This is a genomic window from Arthrobacter sp. 10N43 (assembly GCF_056394525.1).
Genome location: NZ_JBFTIA010000017.1, coordinates 55,935 through 70,253 on the forward strand (window position 1 = coordinate 55,935; position 14,319 = coordinate 70,253).

The 14,319-nt window shown below is 66.8% G+C and carries 13 protein-coding genes; 2 read left to right on the forward strand and 11 right to left on the reverse strand.

Features of this window, described 5'->3' with window-relative positions; translation table 11 throughout:
- Positions 1-130: 130 nt before the first annotated feature.
- A complete protein-coding gene (locus AC1DDO_RS20915; RefSeq protein ID WP_476972695.1) occupies positions 131-1,390 on the forward strand; it encodes an NYN domain-containing protein in 1,260 nt (419 codons plus the stop codon).
- Here the strand turns inward: AC1DDO_RS20915 and AC1DDO_RS20920 are convergent.
- The 5 genes from AC1DDO_RS20920 to AC1DDO_RS20940 are packed head-to-tail and all read right to left on the reverse strand — an operon-like array spanning position 1,387 to position 8,265.
- Positions 1,387-3,012 (reverse strand): glucoamylase family protein, encoded by a 1,626-nt coding sequence (locus AC1DDO_RS20920; RefSeq protein ID WP_476972696.1) that lies wholly within the window; start codon positions 3,010-3,012, stop codon positions 1,387-1,389. The two genes, AC1DDO_RS20915 and AC1DDO_RS20920, sit on opposite strands and share 4 nt — an antisense overlap.
- Positions 3,009-5,000 carry a glycoside hydrolase family 3 protein gene (locus AC1DDO_RS20925; protein ID WP_476972697.1) on the reverse strand — a complete coding sequence of 664 codons (1,992 nt, stop codon included), beginning with the start codon at positions 4,998-5,000 and terminating at the stop codon, positions 3,009-3,011. Before AC1DDO_RS20925 ends, AC1DDO_RS20920 begins: the two co-directional genes overlap by 4 nt.
- A 46-nt stretch (positions 5,001-5,046) precedes the next feature.
- Positions 5,047-6,015 carry a carbohydrate ABC transporter permease gene (locus AC1DDO_RS20930; RefSeq protein ID WP_476972698.1) on the reverse strand — a complete coding sequence of 323 codons (969 nt, stop codon included), beginning with the start codon at positions 6,013-6,015 and terminating at the stop codon, positions 5,047-5,049.
- A gap of 13 nt (positions 6,016-6,028) precedes the next feature.
- Positions 6,029-6,988, reverse strand: coding sequence for a carbohydrate ABC transporter permease (locus AC1DDO_RS20935; protein WP_476972699.1), 960 nt, complete (start codon positions 6,986-6,988; stop codon positions 6,029-6,031).
- A gap of 2 nt (positions 6,989-6,990) precedes the next feature.
- Positions 6,991-8,265, reverse strand: a complete 1,275-nt coding sequence (locus tag AC1DDO_RS20940) for a sugar ABC transporter substrate-binding protein (RefSeq protein WP_476972700.1) — start codon at positions 8,263-8,265, stop codon at positions 6,991-6,993.
- A 310-nt stretch (positions 8,266-8,575) separates the two neighbouring features.
- On the opposite strand from AC1DDO_RS20940, the gene AC1DDO_RS20945 reads away from it, so the two are divergent.
- Complete coding sequence (locus tag AC1DDO_RS20945) at positions 8,576-9,037, forward strand: hypothetical protein (protein ID WP_476972701.1); 462 nt, start codon at positions 8,576-8,578, stop codon at positions 9,035-9,037.
- A gap of 164 nt (positions 9,038-9,201) precedes the next feature.
- Here the strand turns inward: AC1DDO_RS20945 and AC1DDO_RS20950 are convergent, their stop codons facing one another.
- The 6 genes from AC1DDO_RS20950 to AC1DDO_RS20975 form a co-directional block, all read right to left on the reverse strand.
- On the reverse strand, positions 9,202-9,624 hold the full coding sequence (locus tag AC1DDO_RS20950; RefSeq protein WP_476972702.1) for an ASCH domain-containing protein: 423 nt from the start codon (positions 9,622-9,624) through the stop codon (positions 9,202-9,204).
- 141 nt (positions 9,625-9,765) lie between these two features.
- Positions 9,766-11,013, reverse strand: a complete 1,248-nt coding sequence (locus AC1DDO_RS20955) for a hypothetical protein (RefSeq protein WP_476972703.1) — start codon at positions 11,011-11,013, stop codon at positions 9,766-9,768.
- On the reverse strand, positions 11,010-11,537 hold the full coding sequence (locus AC1DDO_RS20960) for an RNA polymerase sigma factor (RefSeq protein WP_476972704.1): 528 nt from the start codon (positions 11,535-11,537) through the stop codon (positions 11,010-11,012). Before AC1DDO_RS20960 ends, AC1DDO_RS20955 begins: the two co-directional genes overlap by 4 nt.
- 84 nt (positions 11,538-11,621) lie before the next feature.
- Positions 11,622-12,716, reverse strand: a complete 1,095-nt coding sequence (locus AC1DDO_RS20965; protein ID WP_476972705.1) for a LacI family DNA-binding transcriptional regulator — start codon at positions 12,714-12,716, stop codon at positions 11,622-11,624.
- Between the two features lie 110 nt (positions 12,717-12,826).
- Positions 12,827-13,372 (reverse strand): gluconokinase, encoded by a 546-nt coding sequence (locus tag AC1DDO_RS20970; RefSeq protein WP_476972706.1) that lies wholly within the window; start codon positions 13,370-13,372, stop codon positions 12,827-12,829.
- Positions 13,369-14,319, reverse strand: a 951-nt coding sequence (locus AC1DDO_RS20975; RefSeq protein WP_476972707.1) for an L-idonate 5-dehydrogenase, incomplete at its 5' end; no start/stop codon positions are given. The genes AC1DDO_RS20970 and AC1DDO_RS20975, both read right to left, overlap by 4 nt.

Below are 14,319 nucleotides of genomic sequence, written 5' to 3' on the forward strand. Positions count from 1 at the left end.
GCACCTGCCCTTGCGTCTGCTGGATGTGGGGGCCGGGGGCCTGGACGCGGGCAACAACGGCACCCGACACAACGGCACCCGGTGAAGGACACATCTGGTACGTCCCCTCTCTTGCTGGCACACTGAGCCGATGAGCGATCCCCTCTCCCAGCCCCGGCGGCCCGGCATCCGCGCCGCGATGTTCGTGGATTTCGACAACGTCTATACCGGCCTGATGGCCTTGGACCCGGCCGCGGCCAAGAGGTTCGCGGAGGATCCCAAGCATTGGACGGAGGCGTTGGCCGACGGCGGCGCGGGCGAGGAATCCCGGCGTTTTTTGATCCGCAACTGCTACCTGAACCCGGTGATCTACTCCAAGTACCGGCCGTACTGGACGCGTGCGGGCTTCCGTGTGATCGACTGCCCGTCCCTGACGCAGCGGGGCAAGTCCAGCACCGACATCAACCTGGTGCTGGACGCGATGGATGCCCTGTCCGGCGCGGCCCATGTTGAGGAATTCTTCGTCGCGTCGGCGGATGCGGACTTCACCTCGCTGGTCCAGCGGTTTCGGGCGGCGGACCGCATGACCACCGTCATCGCCGCCGGCGCCGTGGCGTTCGCGTACCGGGAAATGGCCGACAGCGTGGTGGAGTCCCACGACTTCGTGGCAATCCTCAACGGGACCTCCGCAGGCATTCCCCGCATGGTGCCGACTGCCGGCCTCGGCCAGCCGCTCCGCACCGCACCGGGCGCTCCCGGCTCCGCGACGACGGCCGCCGACGAGGTCAGGGCCCTGGTACAGGCCGCGCCCGGCCCAGTCACAGGTGCAGTCGCGGCACACCGGGCGCTGACCGCGGACCCGTCGCTGAAGACCGATTGGGGCGGGCACGGGAAGTTCGGGGCCTGGATCGCGCAGATCGGCCAGGGCGTTGAGTATTCGTCCACGCCATCGCCTGGCTGGGTGTGGGACTCGAAGCGGTTCTCCCCGGAGCTGTCCTCGCTGGCATCCGAGGGCCGGCCTGCCATCGAGGAGCAGGTCACGCGGGTCACTGACGTGCCGGCGCTGTCCGCCGAACAGTTCGGGCAGGTTTTCCTGTCGCTGGAGGCGAAGCTGCGCGAGCACGTGGCCAACCGAGGCGAACTGGCCCGGTCCGTCCGGGACGACTGTGTTGCGGCCGGGCAGCCGGTGTCCCGCTCTGCGGTCAACTTCGTGATCCAGGGCGTCGTGTATGCCGGCGGTTCGCTCTCCGATGAGATGACGGCCAGGGAACTCGCCGCCGCGTGGACCCGAAATGTCGAGGAGCTGTGCCGGCTGGCCCTCATGGAGTTCGACGACGCCGAGAAGCTCGCGCTCAGGCGCTGGGCCGGCGGTGGCCTGCTGGAGTCCGGCGCCGGCGACTCCCGGGGTTAGCCGACCAGCCCCGCGCCGAACTCCTCGACTCCAATGAGCGGTTTGATGACCTTCTCGACCTCGCCCTGCACGAAGTTGCGGCGGATCACGTTGTTGCCGAAGACGTTGCCGATCGCGCCCAGGACCATGGCCTGGTCGAGCGAGAGGTAGCGGCGGGCGATGGTGCCGGACTTGACGGCAACGGCGTCGAAGAAGCCGCCGGCGCCGTAGGCTGCGAGGTCCCGTTCGATCTTCACCAGGTTCTGGTACGCCTCTCGGGGCTCGTATTCCATGGCCAGGAACGCCGCGTGCGGGGTCACCACGCCGTCGCCCCAGCTCGGGGCCGGGTTGCCTGCGGGCCGGCAGCCATCAAATCCGGTGTCCACGCTGGTCCGTTCGACGTCGGAGGGGTAGCCGTCGCTGCTCATGCCCAGGGCGTCGACGCCCCACTCGGAGTACCCGCCGTTCGGGTGGCTGGCCGGTGAGAACCCCCAGTACCCGTACTTGGCGTCATCCAGGCCGAATTCGCGCTGGGCGCGGACGGTGAGCGGGTGGTTGATGCCCCAGGCCTTCGGCGCCCAGCTGGATTCCGGGACGAACAGGTCCGGCATGAGGGATTCGAACATGTCCCCGCCCCAGCTCGGCACAATCCGCATTCCGCGGTAGGTGTAGGCGCCCTCGAAGACGTCGATGCCTTGGTAGGTCCGGTGCTCACCGACGGGTTTCTGCTCCTGCCAGGACCAGTCGCACGTGTCCGGGAAGACCCGCATGGTGGCGAAGTAGTGGGCCGGTGGAATCTGGCCCAGGGCGATGCCGATGTACGTGGCGATCCGCGGCTCGGAGTTGGTGACGTCGTAGTGGTTGAGCGTGTAGTAGACGTCCGGGCCCTTGCCGAGGTAGTTGCCCTGGACTGTTTCCACGGCCGGTTTGGCGTCGTAGAAGCCGCCGCGCAGCAGGCCCGCTGCCACACCGGGCCTGGCGTCCTTGTTGTAGAAGATGCCGAAGTTCATCCGGCCGAGGATGCCGTTCGCGAGCGCGGCGACCTTGGGCTCGGCGTTGCGGACCACCATGAGGGCTGCCGCGAACCAGCCATTGTCAACGCTGGACATGAAGGGCGCCACGGTGTTCCCGTTCTCCGGCCACACGGTGATGACGTCGCCGGTGGCCTCGTCGTACCAGTTGTAGAGCATGCCGCTGGGCTCGTGGTGCTTGAGGCCTTTCAGGGTGGTGAGGGTCCGGGTCAGCCGTTCCCGGCATTCCCTGGCGCTGATGATCCCCACCTCCCGGGCCACCACGGTGCTCCACAGGTAGCCGCCGATGTTGGTGGGCGAGGTGAAGCCGCTGCGCTTGGGGGCGGTGATGGACTCGCCGATATAGTCGGCCGGCAGGCCGGTCCCGGGATCGGTCATGGCGACCAGGGACTTCCAGGTGTCCCGCGCCCACCGGTTGATGACGTTGCGGTCGATCCCGCCCATGTTTCGTGCGCTGGACAGGCCCGACGCCGGCGCTGCGGCCGCCGCCGCGAAGCCGGGTTTCGCCGTGGCGGCGGCGAGTCCGGTGACGGCAAAGGCGGCTGCGCCGGCGAGGAGCTGGCGTCGGGTGGCGGTGGAGAGTCTCGGGGTGGCTTCAAGGTGCTGGTTCATGAGCTCAGTCCTGACTCGGTTCCAGTGGCGGTCTTGGTGGCGGTCTCGGTTGCCGTCTGCGGCAGCGGCAGCCCGTGCCCGAACGGGAAGAGGGGGTTGGCGGTGTCCCCCGCGACGTCCGAACGCGAGGCACGCACGGCGTCCATGGACCGCGGGATCTCGAAGGGCAGGCTCCCCTGCGGCTCGATCCGTCCAAACAGGGCATCGAGGAGCGCCGTGTCCGAGACCCCGAAGGTGCCCACCAGGGCCGACGCGAACCCGGCCAGCGGCGCGAGGACGGCAGGGCGGTCCAGCCGCACGTCGATGATCAGCGGCACCTTTGCGGCCAGGGTGCGGAGCCGGGACACCAGCCCCGGCGGGAAGTCCAGGCTCCCCGCGTGGAAGTGCTGCTCCAGGAACAGGTCGTCCCGGTGGTCCCAGGGCGAGTGGAGCCGGATGATGGCGACGTCCGCCAGGTCCGGGTCCTGCGAGGCTGTCCCGAATCCGGCGAGGGCCGCGGCGTCCATTCCCTCCACATAGACCGAAGGCGAGCCGGTCAGCGGCAGGGCGGTCAGTGGCAGGATAGTTCCCGCGTCGTGCGTTCCGTTCGCCAGCACGGTGACGGACCGGGCCTGGGCGTGGTGTCCTTCCCGCCGGAACGCGGCGTTGCCCACGGTTTCGGCCGCGGCGTCCTCGTCCACGAAGGGGTTGTCGAACAGTCCGAGCTGGAACTTGACCAGCAGCAGGCGGCGGGCGGATTCATCGAGGCGCTCCTCGCTGACCAGGCCGTCCCGTACCAGGCCGATGAGCAGCTCGGTGCATTCCTCGCCGCCGAACTGGTCCACCCCGGCGTTGAGGATCTTCAGCATCCGCTCGGGGGCGGTGAGCTGTTCGACGCCCCAGGCCCGCGCCGGCAGCACCTGGTCGCCCACGATGTTGTCGTTGACCAGCTCCCAGTCACTGAGGACCACGCCGTCGTAGCCGAGTTTGTCCCGGAGCAGGTTGGTGATGATCTGCTTGTTGTAGCCGAAGCCGACCTCCTCGACCGGTTCGCCGTCCAGCTCGACGCCGATCGGCATGCCGTAATAGGGCATGATCGCGCTGGTCTTCTCCGCGATGGCGGCCCGGAACGGCGCCAGGTGCTCATCGAAGCGGCCGCCTGGATAGACCTGTTCGCGGCCGTAGGGGAAGTGGGCGTCCTCGCCGTCGCGCTGCGGACCGCCACCCGGGAAGTGCTTAGTGGTGCAGGCGACGCTGTCCGGCCCCAGCTCCTCGCCCTGGAACCCCTGGAGGTACTCGACGACGTATTTCGAACTGAGCTCCGAGTCCTGCCCGAACGTTCCGGCCTGCCGGCACCAGCGCGGTTCGGTGGCCAGGTCGACGGTGGGATGCAGGGCGGCACGGATCCCGACGGCGGTGTACTCCATGCGGGCGATCTCGGCGAAGCGGCGGATCAGGTCCGCGCTGCCCACCGCGGCGAGGCCGATCGGTTCGGGCCACTGGGAGAAGTGTGCCGCGGTGAAGGAGACCCCGGAATTTTCCATGAAGGCGTGGCGCGGGTCCGTGGAGATGGTCACCGGGATGCCGTGCGGTGTCTGCTCGGCGAGCGCCTGCAGGGCGTTGCTCCAGCGGGCGGCCTCGCGGGCGGTGCCCAGCGCGTGGATGTTGAAGTGGTTCATGAACTTGCCCAGGATCACGGTGCTGGTGGGCGACTTGCTGATGTTGCCGGGTTTTTCGAGCAGGGTGCCGTCCGGGCCGGTTTCAATGACCGTGTGGAACATCAGCCCGGCCTTTTCCTCGAGGCTGAGACGGCCCACCAGGTCGGCGGCGCGTTCGTGCGGGCTGAGGTCCGGGTTTTCGAAGGGATCCATGATCCCGTTGCCATTGAGGTCCCGGTATTCCGTGCCGTCGTCAGTCACGGAGGTCCTGGCGGTTCCGGTGGCCTCCCCGGTCAAGGTGGATCCGGCGCGCGGGCTGGTGTTGGGGCTGGTGTCGATCTGTGAAGTCATGGGTGCTTTCCTGGGTCGGGTAGCGGGAAATGCTGGGGAAGCGGGTCTACTTGATGCCGGTGGCTGCGACGCCCTGGATGAAGTACCGCTGCAGGGCAACGAAGAGCAGGATGATGGGCGTGATGACCAGGACCGATCCGGCGAGCAACAGACCGTAGTCGGTGGCGTTCTGGCCGTTGGCATACAGGGACAGTGCCACCGGCAGGGTGTACATGTCCTCGCTCTGGGCAACCACCAGCGGCCACAGGAAGTTGTTCCAGGAGCCAAGGAACGTCAGGATGCCCAGGGTGGCCAGCGGCGGTCCGCACAGGGGCATGACGATCCGCAGGAAGGTCCGCAGTTCGCCCGCGCCGTCGATCCGCGCGGCTTCGATCAGGGAGTCCGGGATACCCATGATGAACTGGCGCATCAGGAAAACGCCCATCGGGGCCGCCAGGAACGGCAGGATCAGGGCCGGGTACGTGCTGACCAGGCCCAGTTTGCTCACCATCACGAACAGTGGCACGAACGTCACCACGCCCGGGACCATCAGCATCACCATGACCAGCAGGAACAGGAAGCGCTTGCCCGGAAAATCCATCTTGGCCAGCGCGTAGCCCACCATGGAGCAGAACAGCAGGTTGCCCAGGACCGTGAACACGGCAACCACCACGCTGTTGAGGAAGAACGTGCCGATGTGCAGCTCGTTGAACCAGACCAGGAAGTTATCCAGGGTGGGCTGCTCCGGCCACCAGGTGATGGGCCGGCGGAGGAGTTCGCCCTGGGTCTTGAACGCGCCAAGGAACATCCAGGCGAACGGCAGGAGGGTGGCGGAGACCGCGACCACCAGGACGGCGTAGGTCAGCGTGCGCCGCGCCGGCGCGCGCCGGCCGGACCGCCGTCGTGCGTTGCCGTCTTGGGGGCTGCCGGTGGGGACCGGTTGGCCGGGACCGGTTGCGGCAGGAGACGGTTCGCGGACGACGGCGGCGGGTGCCGCGGTGGCGGGAAGCCGTGATGAGGTTTCGGGGATCGTCATCGGATATCGGGCCTCAGTCCTTGGATCGCAGGGCTCGGAATTGGAGCAGGCTCAGCAGCGCGATGGCCACGAAGAGCACGTAGCTGGCAGCGGACGCCAGCCCGTATTTGCCGAACCCGAACTGGTTGTACGTGAAGTAGCTGACGGACAGCGTGGAGTCCAGCGGGCCGCCCTTGGTCATCACGAACGGTTCTTCGAAGAACTGCAGGAAGCCCACGGACAGCAGCACGGTGCCCAGCAGCAGCGTGGGGCGCAGCATGGGCAGGGTGATCCGCATGAACCGCTGCCAGGCGTTGGCTCCGTCCACTTCCGCGGCCTCGAGGATGTCCCCCGGGACGCCCTGGAGTCCGGCCAGGAAAATGATCATCAGGGTGCCCAGGTTCCGCCAGACCGCGAGCAGGATCAGGGCCGGCATGGACCAGGTGGTGCTGTTGAGCCAGTCCGGGCCGGCGATGCCCAACCAGCCAAGGATGACGTTCAGGAGTCCGTCGGGTTGGAGGATGAACCGCCACACGACGGCCACGGCCACGATGCTGGTGACCACCGGGGTGTAGAAGCCAACGCGGAAGGCCGTGCGGAAACGGGTGATGCCGTTGTTCAGGGCGACCGCCAGGGCGAGGGCCAGAACCGTGGTGAGGGGAATCCCGACCACCACGAAATAGGCGGTATTCAGGGCCGAGTGCAGGAACTGCGGATTCCGGAAGAGGGCTGCGTACTGGTCCAGTCCGACGAATCCCACCGCGAAGGGGTTGTCGATGTCGCGGCTGGCGAAGTCCGTGAAGGACATCAGGAACGAGGAGACGAGCGGTCCCAGCATGAACACGGAGAAGATCAGGACGAACGGCGCCGCGAACAGCCACGCCGTGAGGGCGTTCCGGCGTCGCCGTGATTGTCCTGCCCGGACCTTGGCTCGGGCCGGAGGCCTGCCGGCATTCTTGCCGCCGGCAGGCCTCCTGATTGTGGTGGTGGCCACTGCTATTTCCCGGTGCCGATCGAGTCTGCGGTCTGCTGCAGGGACTTCAGAGCCTGCGCGGGATCCTTGCCGGCCTTGACGATCTGCTCGATCTCGCTGTCCGCGGCGGCGGCAACCTGGGTCCAGGCCGGGACTGCCGGTGCATTGTTCGTGGTCTTGAGTTGGTCGCCGAACACGGAGAGCTTGCTGTCCGCCGAGAGGGAGGGGTCCTTCCAGGCGCTCTGCTGTGCGGGCAGGTCACCGGTGGCCTGGTACCACTTGAGCTGGACCTCGGGCTTGGAGAGCCATTGGAGGAGCTTCCAGGACGCGTCCCGGTTCTTGGATTTCTTGAATACCACCATGTTGGAGCCGCCAACGAAGGACGTTGAGGTCTTCCCCTTCGGCATCGGGGCAACCTTGTACTTGTCCGCGAAGCCTGGGCCGCCGGCCTTGTTGAGCAGGCCGACGTGCCAGGGGCCGCTGATCATCATGGGCGCGGAACCGTCGACGAAGGACGCCTCGGCAGTGGTTCCCGTGGAGACCGACTTGGACGCGATCCCGTCCTTGAAGAAGCTGGAGTAGTACTTCAGGGCGTCTACCGCTTCCGGGGTGTCGAGGGTCCACTTGGTGCCGTCGTCGTTCATCAGCTTGGCGCCGTTGGACCACTGGAAGGGGAGGGTGTCCAGGTAGGAGCCCGCGACGCCGGCGGGCAGCTGGACCCCGTATTTGGCCCCGGCCTTCTCCTGAAGACCCTTGGCAAGGGCCTTGAAGTCATCCCAGGTTTCGGGCGCCTTGGTGATGCCGGCCTTCTCCGCGAGGTCGCTGCGGTAGTAGACCACGCGGGTGTCGACGTACCACGGCACGCCGTAGGTGGTCCCCTCGACTTCGGTGGACTTCACCGAGCCCGGGAAGAAATCGCTGGCATTGATCTCCTGGGGCGTGGCGTCGAAGGAGCCGGCGAAGTCGCCCATCCAGGTGGTGCCCATCTGGGCGACGTCCGGGGTTGTCCCGCCGGCGATGGCGGTCTGGTATTTGCTGAGCGCGGCGTCCCACGGGATGGCCGTGACATTGACCTTGACGCCGGGGTTCTCGGCCTCAAACTCCTTCAGCAGCGCCGGAAGCGCCTCGCCTTCGCTGCCCTGCGCCCAGAGGGTGATGGTCCCGGAGGCCGGCCCGTCGGCAATCGGTGTGGCCGCCGACGCCGCGGTTGAACCTGCAGAGTCCCTGCCGCAGGCGGTGAGCAGCAGTGCGGCTGCGAGTCCGACGGCGGCTGCCTTCATGGCGTTCGGATGGATCATCGTTGTTCCTTTCGTGGGTTCCGCGTGCGTGCCGGCTTCGGCAGGCTGCGGACAGGACAGGGGCCGGCGAAACCATCCCGACGCAAGTATCTAAGCGCTTTGATTCGCCGTCGGAGTCAATCTAAGCGCATTGAATGTGATCTTGGCAACAGTTTGTCCAAAGAATTACGTTTTCCGGTGGGCGTGGTGGGCCCGGCGAGGAGGTTCGTCCCGGGCTTCAATTTCGTTCCAGTCGAACCGGTTAGGTTTCATGTTGCTTCCGCTGGCTTTACGCTGTGGAACCGGAAAGCTTTCTGATTGGGGACCAGATATGAAGCACGTTCTTACTTGGGGCGCCGCCGCGGCCATCTCATTTTCTTTGGCGTCGTGCGCGGCAATATCGGCCGGTGAACCCCTCAGGGAGTCTGCCTCGCCTTCAGCGCAGCAGGAGTTGCCAACCGAGCTGCTTCTCAGCGGCGGAGGCAGGAAGGCCATTGTTCATTCCGGGCCGTCTTCCGCCCCGAAAGTGAAGGCCCAGCTCACCGGAAGGCTGGAATCGGACGGAGCTGGTTGCATGACCGTGCGGGCCACAGATGGCGATGACTGGACGCTGGTTTTCCCCGAGGGTACAAAGTTCGACGGCGAATCATTGGTTCTACCCGATCGTTCCTCGCTCACCGAGGGAGCTTCCGTATCACTGGACGGCAACCGCGTTCCGGCAAATGAAAGCTTGAGCATGTGCTTGAACTATGCCCGGCTACTTTCCGTGGACAAGGCGAGCGCCATCCCTTAGGCCCACGCCGCCCTAATGGGCAGGTCGGGGTTGAAGGGTGTAAGGGCAGCGCTGGATGGTGTCATTATTGGCAACGCGAACTGGCCGGCGCCCCCGGCCCTTAGGTGAACCGGCCCTTAGGTGAACCGGCGCTTAGATGAATAGGTCCAGTGGGTTGGTTTGCCTCAAAGCAACCTGACTAAGCGGAATCGTTCGAGAACAACAACCGTCTCGTCGTCCACAGTGAACGAAGGGGCTCGGAGGATGACCCGGATCTCCTCACTGTGCCAAAACCGCTCATGTCCGGCCCGCCATTCTGCAACCGATGAGTATCCCTCGCCCTCGTCGCGGGCGTGCTCCCAAGGAACGGCCGCCAGTCGGGCTTGCTGGACGTCGGTGGTCTCGATCACCGCCACAGCGTTCTCAGCTGAATCGACAAGAACTTGCCGCGAGCCGACCTGAGGGAACGGCTCGTCCTCGATGCGATACTGCACAGCTAAGGAAGTCGTCGCCGTCTTGGTCCCCTCGAGGATCGCGGCAACAAGGCGGTCGCGCAGTGGTCCTGGGAAGCCGAATTCGGAGCGGGGCAGATCGTCGAACTCGTTCATGGCTTGAGTCTGTCGTCCGCGCCAGTGGCCAGCAAGTCATTCCGCGAGTGGCGGACGACATTTTGCGGCCGGAGAGTTCAGGTGCTGCGGAGCCAGTCCACTGGGTAGCCCAACTCCCGGAGTGTGAGGAGCCCACACAGGTTATGGTTGCGGGCTGGGGCCAGCCGCGCCGTGGCTGAGCTGGAAAGGGGTGGCTCCTTCGCCGGGTGGTGTGATGTCCAAAACCGGAAGAGTCTGTCCGTCACAGACGGCTTGTTCGCTTGTTCGGTGGCCGGTGATCTGCGGAGCCGGCTCGGTGTCGTAGGCGTAGACCGTTCCCCATTCGTTGAGCACCACGGCGCGGTCGGCGTGCGAGGTGCCGTCGATCCTGAAGTCCCCATTTGCATCCTGGGGGAGGGATCGGATGGCTGCGGTGTATCCGGCGGGCCAGCGCAGAATGACTTTCTCCGCGCTGGTCTGGTAGGTGAAGCATGCCTCGGAGACCGTGACGTGTCCGTGGATGGTTCCTTGCGACGTTCCGTCAACCGGGTTTTTCGTCTGCTCCTGGATGACGTCATGGCCTTCCTCGACAGGGGGTACGGCCGCGTAGGTCGCCAGGGGCACGTCGCCGGTGGGGGCAACCGAAATCCGGGAACGGAGGTCCGTGCCGATGTCCACGGGCTGCTGCTGCAGGGGATCACCGATGGCGGCGGTGCGAAGGTTCAGGATTTGTAGCAGGGAGTTAGGTGCGCTCATGAGGTGTCCGATACCGTCGGGGCCCGTCTTGATGAACGCCAGGTAGGTCAGCGGGGCGACGGTGTTGGTGTTCTGCCATTCAGGCGCCGACATGACAGAAACGTCCAAGGAGCTCTTTCCGGGAGGACGCGTCCCTTTGAGTACTTGTAGGACATTCACCGGTTCCACGCCGAGGCCGGGCGGCCCGGCCGGCGGCCCCCCCTGGCTCAGCTGGGGCAGGAAGGCTTCGTACTTCTGCTGCCATACAGCGTTGTTCGGCAGGGCCTGCAGGACCAGGACCTCGTCGGCGGAGGCGAACAGGTCATGGAGAGGCCCGGTGGGCGTCGACTGCACCGGGCTGCTGGCCGCGGCCATCGATGCGGCGGCCGTGTTTACGGGAGCGGATCCGACGGCCGAGGCAACGAGCACGCTGGCCGCGACCGCCGCAACGGCGGCAAAGCCGGCGACGGCCAAACGCCCCCAATGACGTTTGGCCGGGGCGCGGTGGAAGTCATGGATAGACCCGCCCACGGCTATGTGCGTGACATCGGAATCCACGAAGGACAGGGAACGCTCTCGGCTGCGGATCAGTTCTTCCTCGGTGATCGTGAGCGCGGGATCCGCGGCTGAAAGCATGTCGTGGACATTGGCTGAAAAGTTGGGATCCTGGCTCATTCTGTTGCTCCCTCGGAGATTGCCTGACCTTGAAGCGCGCGGCTGAGTTCCTTGCGTGCCCGATGCAGCCGCATTCGGACGGCCGTGGAAGTGGTGTTGAGAAGAGCGGAGACTTCCGAAGAGGTGAGTCCATCCCAGTAGGTCAGCAGGAGCACATCACGATCGTCGGTGGAGAGCAGGTTAAGGGCGTCCCTGACGGCGGATTCGTTGCCGGGTTCTTCGGTGGGGCGCTCCATCCGCAAGGCTCCGATGAGGCCCGCGGACCTGGTCTGTGACCGGTCATGGTTCCGCAGCACATTCTTGGCTACACCGAAGAGGACCATGACCGAAAGTGCTCCGCCCTGGCCGGATTTCTCCCAGGCGATCCGGAACACCTCCGCGCACAGATCTTCCGCAGTTGCAGCATTGTCGGTTCGACGCCGGAAATAGCGGTAGATGCGGTCGTGCCCCTCCGCGTGGGCGGCCAGGAACCGCATTTCACGTTCGGATTCCACGCGTTCCCCCAGCACCGTCTGTAAGCTCATGCCCTGTTAATGTCCGGCAGCCAACAAACTGTAACGAGAATCCACAACAACGTATTCATTGCCGCCCGCAGGTACCTGAGCCGTTCAGCCTGGCTGGCAGCCGCAGCTTTCGCGCAGCACCACGCGCACGGGCAGCCGCAAGGCCGCCGGCGGTTTTTCGGGGTGGTCCAGGCGGTCCAGCAGCAGTTCGACCATGGTGCGGCCCATCTGTTCCATGGGCTGCCGCACGGTGGTCAGCGACGGCCGGACCACCCTGCCGGCGGCGATGCCGTCGAATCCCGTGACGGCAACGTCCTTTGGGACCTCGACGCCGGCAGCGGCCAGCTCGTCCAGGACCACCAGCGCGTCCTGATCGGTGGCGCACACAATGGCATCGGGCAGGGTGCCGTCCGCGCACATTGTCCGGATGACCTCCGCAACGGCGTGCTCCCCGCCGCATGGATAGTCCGGCTCGCGCGCCGGCGGCAGTCCGGCGTCGCGCAGCGCCCCGAGAAAAGCCTCGAGCCGTTGGTCGTTGTCCGAGGACGGCATGCCGCCCAGGAACATGAGCCGGGCCAGGCTGTGTGCGTTGATCAGGTGTTCGGTAATCGCGCGCGTGCCCGTGACGTTGTCCACGGTGACGTGGTCCAGGTCCCGGTGGAGCACGCTCTCGGAGACTTCGACGACAGGGATGCGCCGTGCGATCCGGACCAGGGCCTCGCTGGGCACGGACCGGGGGAAGACCGCCAGCCCGTCAACCCGGCCGGCGATGTCCGAGAGCATGGCCTCATTGTTTTCCGGGTTGCCGCCGCCCACAAACAGCGCCTGACCGCGCCGCCAGCATTCCAGTTCGACGCCGCGCTGGACCTCGTCCACATACAGCGGGAACAGGCGCAGGTCCTCATTCTGACGTTCCAGGTCGGCCGCCGCGGACCCGTCTGACTGCGTACTTTGCCCGCGCACGCCGTCGGCCGGATCCAGCAGGAAGTCGTAGGCAAACAGGCCCAGGGCACCGGTCCGGCCCCGCGCCAGGCCACGGGCGCTGGCGCTGGGGACGTAGCCCAGTTCTTCCGCCGCTGCGAGGACCAGCTCCCGCGTGGACGGCTTGACCTTCTCGGGCTGCCGGAAGGTGAACGAGACCGTGGCGATGGAAACGCCTGCCAGCTCGGCAACGTGATAAACCGTGGGACCCTTTGCCATTTCAATCTCCTTCTCCCACGAGTCTATGCGCTTAGGTCGCGGGAGGGGGATGGATACGGCGGGCCGCGCCGCAGTGGCGCAGACGGGGGGCGCGGCTGACGTTGGCGGTGTTAGGCCTTGGCTCCCGCCACGGCCGATCGGCCGGCGAGCAGCCCCAGTTGCCGGACGATTCCGTCCACGAGCGCTTCCGGATCGTCGCGGATGTCCGCAACAACGTGGGCCTCATCCGGGCCCAGGGGTTCGAGCGTGGCCAGCTGGGAGGCCAGGAGGCTGCTGGGCATGTACTCGTGCGCCCGGCTGCTCAGCCTGCCGGATATCGTCGCCGCCTCACCGGACAGATGGATAAAGACCAGGTCCGGGGCCAAGCTGCGCAGCAGGTCGCGGTACCGGAGCTTGAGCGCCGAGCAGGCGATGATCCGCGAGCCGGTTTCCTCGGCCGGAGTCGCCAGCGCGGCACCGATTTGGGCGAGCCAGGGCGCCCGGTCCTCATCGTCCAACGGGACGCCGCTGGCCATCTTTGCCTTGTTGGCGGGCGGGTGGAAGTCGTCACCGTCGAAGAACGGGATGCCCAGCCGCTCCCCCAGCAGGGAACCGACGGTTGACTTTCCGCAGCCGGAGACGCCCATGACAACCAGCGGCGGATGAATCGTGGTCATGATGCTTCCCCCGGACCGAAGCTCAGAAGTACTTTCCCGGACTCGGCGGAGTTACGGGCCACGCCGAAGGCTTCCAGGGCCTGTTCCACGGGAAACTCGTGCGTGATGACGGAATCGATCTGCAGGGATCCGTCGGTGAGGGCGGCGATGACGTGGTCGATTTCGTCGTTGAAGCGGAAGGAGCCCTTGAGTTCGAGTTCGCGGGTGATGGCCAGGGAGATCAGGACCGGCTGCGGGCCGGTGGGCAGCAGCCCGACCATCACCACGGTGCCGCCGCGGGTCGCGCCCCGGATGGCCGAGGCCAGGCCGTGGTGGTTGCCGGAGGATTCGATCACGACGTCGGCCTCGACGGCGGCGATCGCCTCGGCGTCGTCCGCTTTGAGGACGGCGTCCGCTCCCACGGCACGGGCGATGTCCAGCGGCTTGGCGTGCATGTCGACGGCGACGATCCGGGCGGCGCCGGCGCGTTTGAGGACCGCGACGGCCAGGGCGCCGATGGGGCCGCTGCCGATCACCAGCGCGGTCTTCCCGGCCACGTCCCCGGCGCGGGCGACGGCGTGCCAGGCGACGGCCGCCGGCTCGATCAGCGCCGCGGTGCGCAGGTCAAGGCCCGCGGGCAGCGCCCGGAGCATCCGCGCCGGCAGGTTCACGTACCGGCTGAACGCGCCGTCGGTGTGCGGGAACCGGGCCGCGCTGCCCAGGTACGTGCAGCCCGGCGAGAGGTTGGGCCGGTCCGCCGGATACCGGGCCGCGCCCGGGCCGGGCGTGGCCGGGTGGACCGCCACGGCCGTGCCCGGTCCGGGCCCGGTGCCGTCCGCCGCGGCCCGGACCACCGTGCCGGAGACCTCGTGCCCGAGCACCAGGGGCGCCCTCAGGATGGACTCCCCCGCCGCGCCGTGCAGCCAGTAATGCAGGTCCGAACCGCAGATCCCGCCGTAGCGGACTTC

Coding starts and splice junctions, on each gene's coding strand:
- AC1DDO_RS20920 (WP_476972696.1), bottom strand. CDS start 3,012: ATGAACCAGCACCTTGAAGCCACCCCGAGACTCTCCACCGCCACCCGA.
- AC1DDO_RS20945 (WP_476972701.1), top strand. CDS start 8,576: ATGAAGCACGTTCTTACTTGGGGCGCCGCCGCGGCCATCTCATTTTCT.
- AC1DDO_RS20955 (WP_476972703.1), bottom strand. CDS start 11,013: ATGAGCCAGGATCCCAACTTTTCAGCCAATGTCCACGACATGCTTTCA.
- AC1DDO_RS20970 (WP_476972706.1), bottom strand. CDS start 13,372: ATGACCACGATTCATCCGCCGCTGGTTGTCATGGGCGTCTCCGGCTGC.
- AC1DDO_RS20925 (WP_476972697.1), bottom strand. CDS start 5,000: ATGACTTCACAGATCGACACCAGCCCCAACACCAGCCCGCGCGCCGGA.
- AC1DDO_RS20960 (WP_476972704.1), bottom strand. CDS start 11,537: ATGAGCTTACAGACGGTGCTGGGGGAACGCGTGGAATCCGAACGTGAA.
- AC1DDO_RS20940 (WP_476972700.1), bottom strand. CDS start 8,265: ATGATCCATCCGAACGCCATGAAGGCAGCCGCCGTCGGACTCGCAGCC.
- AC1DDO_RS20965 (WP_476972705.1), bottom strand. CDS start 12,716: ATGGCAAAGGGTCCCACGGTTTATCACGTTGCCGAGCTGGCAGGCGTT.
- AC1DDO_RS20915 (WP_476972695.1), top strand. CDS start 131: ATGAGCGATCCCCTCTCCCAGCCCCGGCGGCCCGGCATCCGCGCCGCG.
- AC1DDO_RS20930 (WP_476972698.1), bottom strand. CDS start 6,015: ATGACGATCCCCGAAACCTCATCACGGCTTCCCGCCACCGCGGCACCC.
- AC1DDO_RS20950 (WP_476972702.1), bottom strand. CDS start 9,624: ATGAACGAGTTCGACGATCTGCCCCGCTCCGAATTCGGCTTCCCAGGA.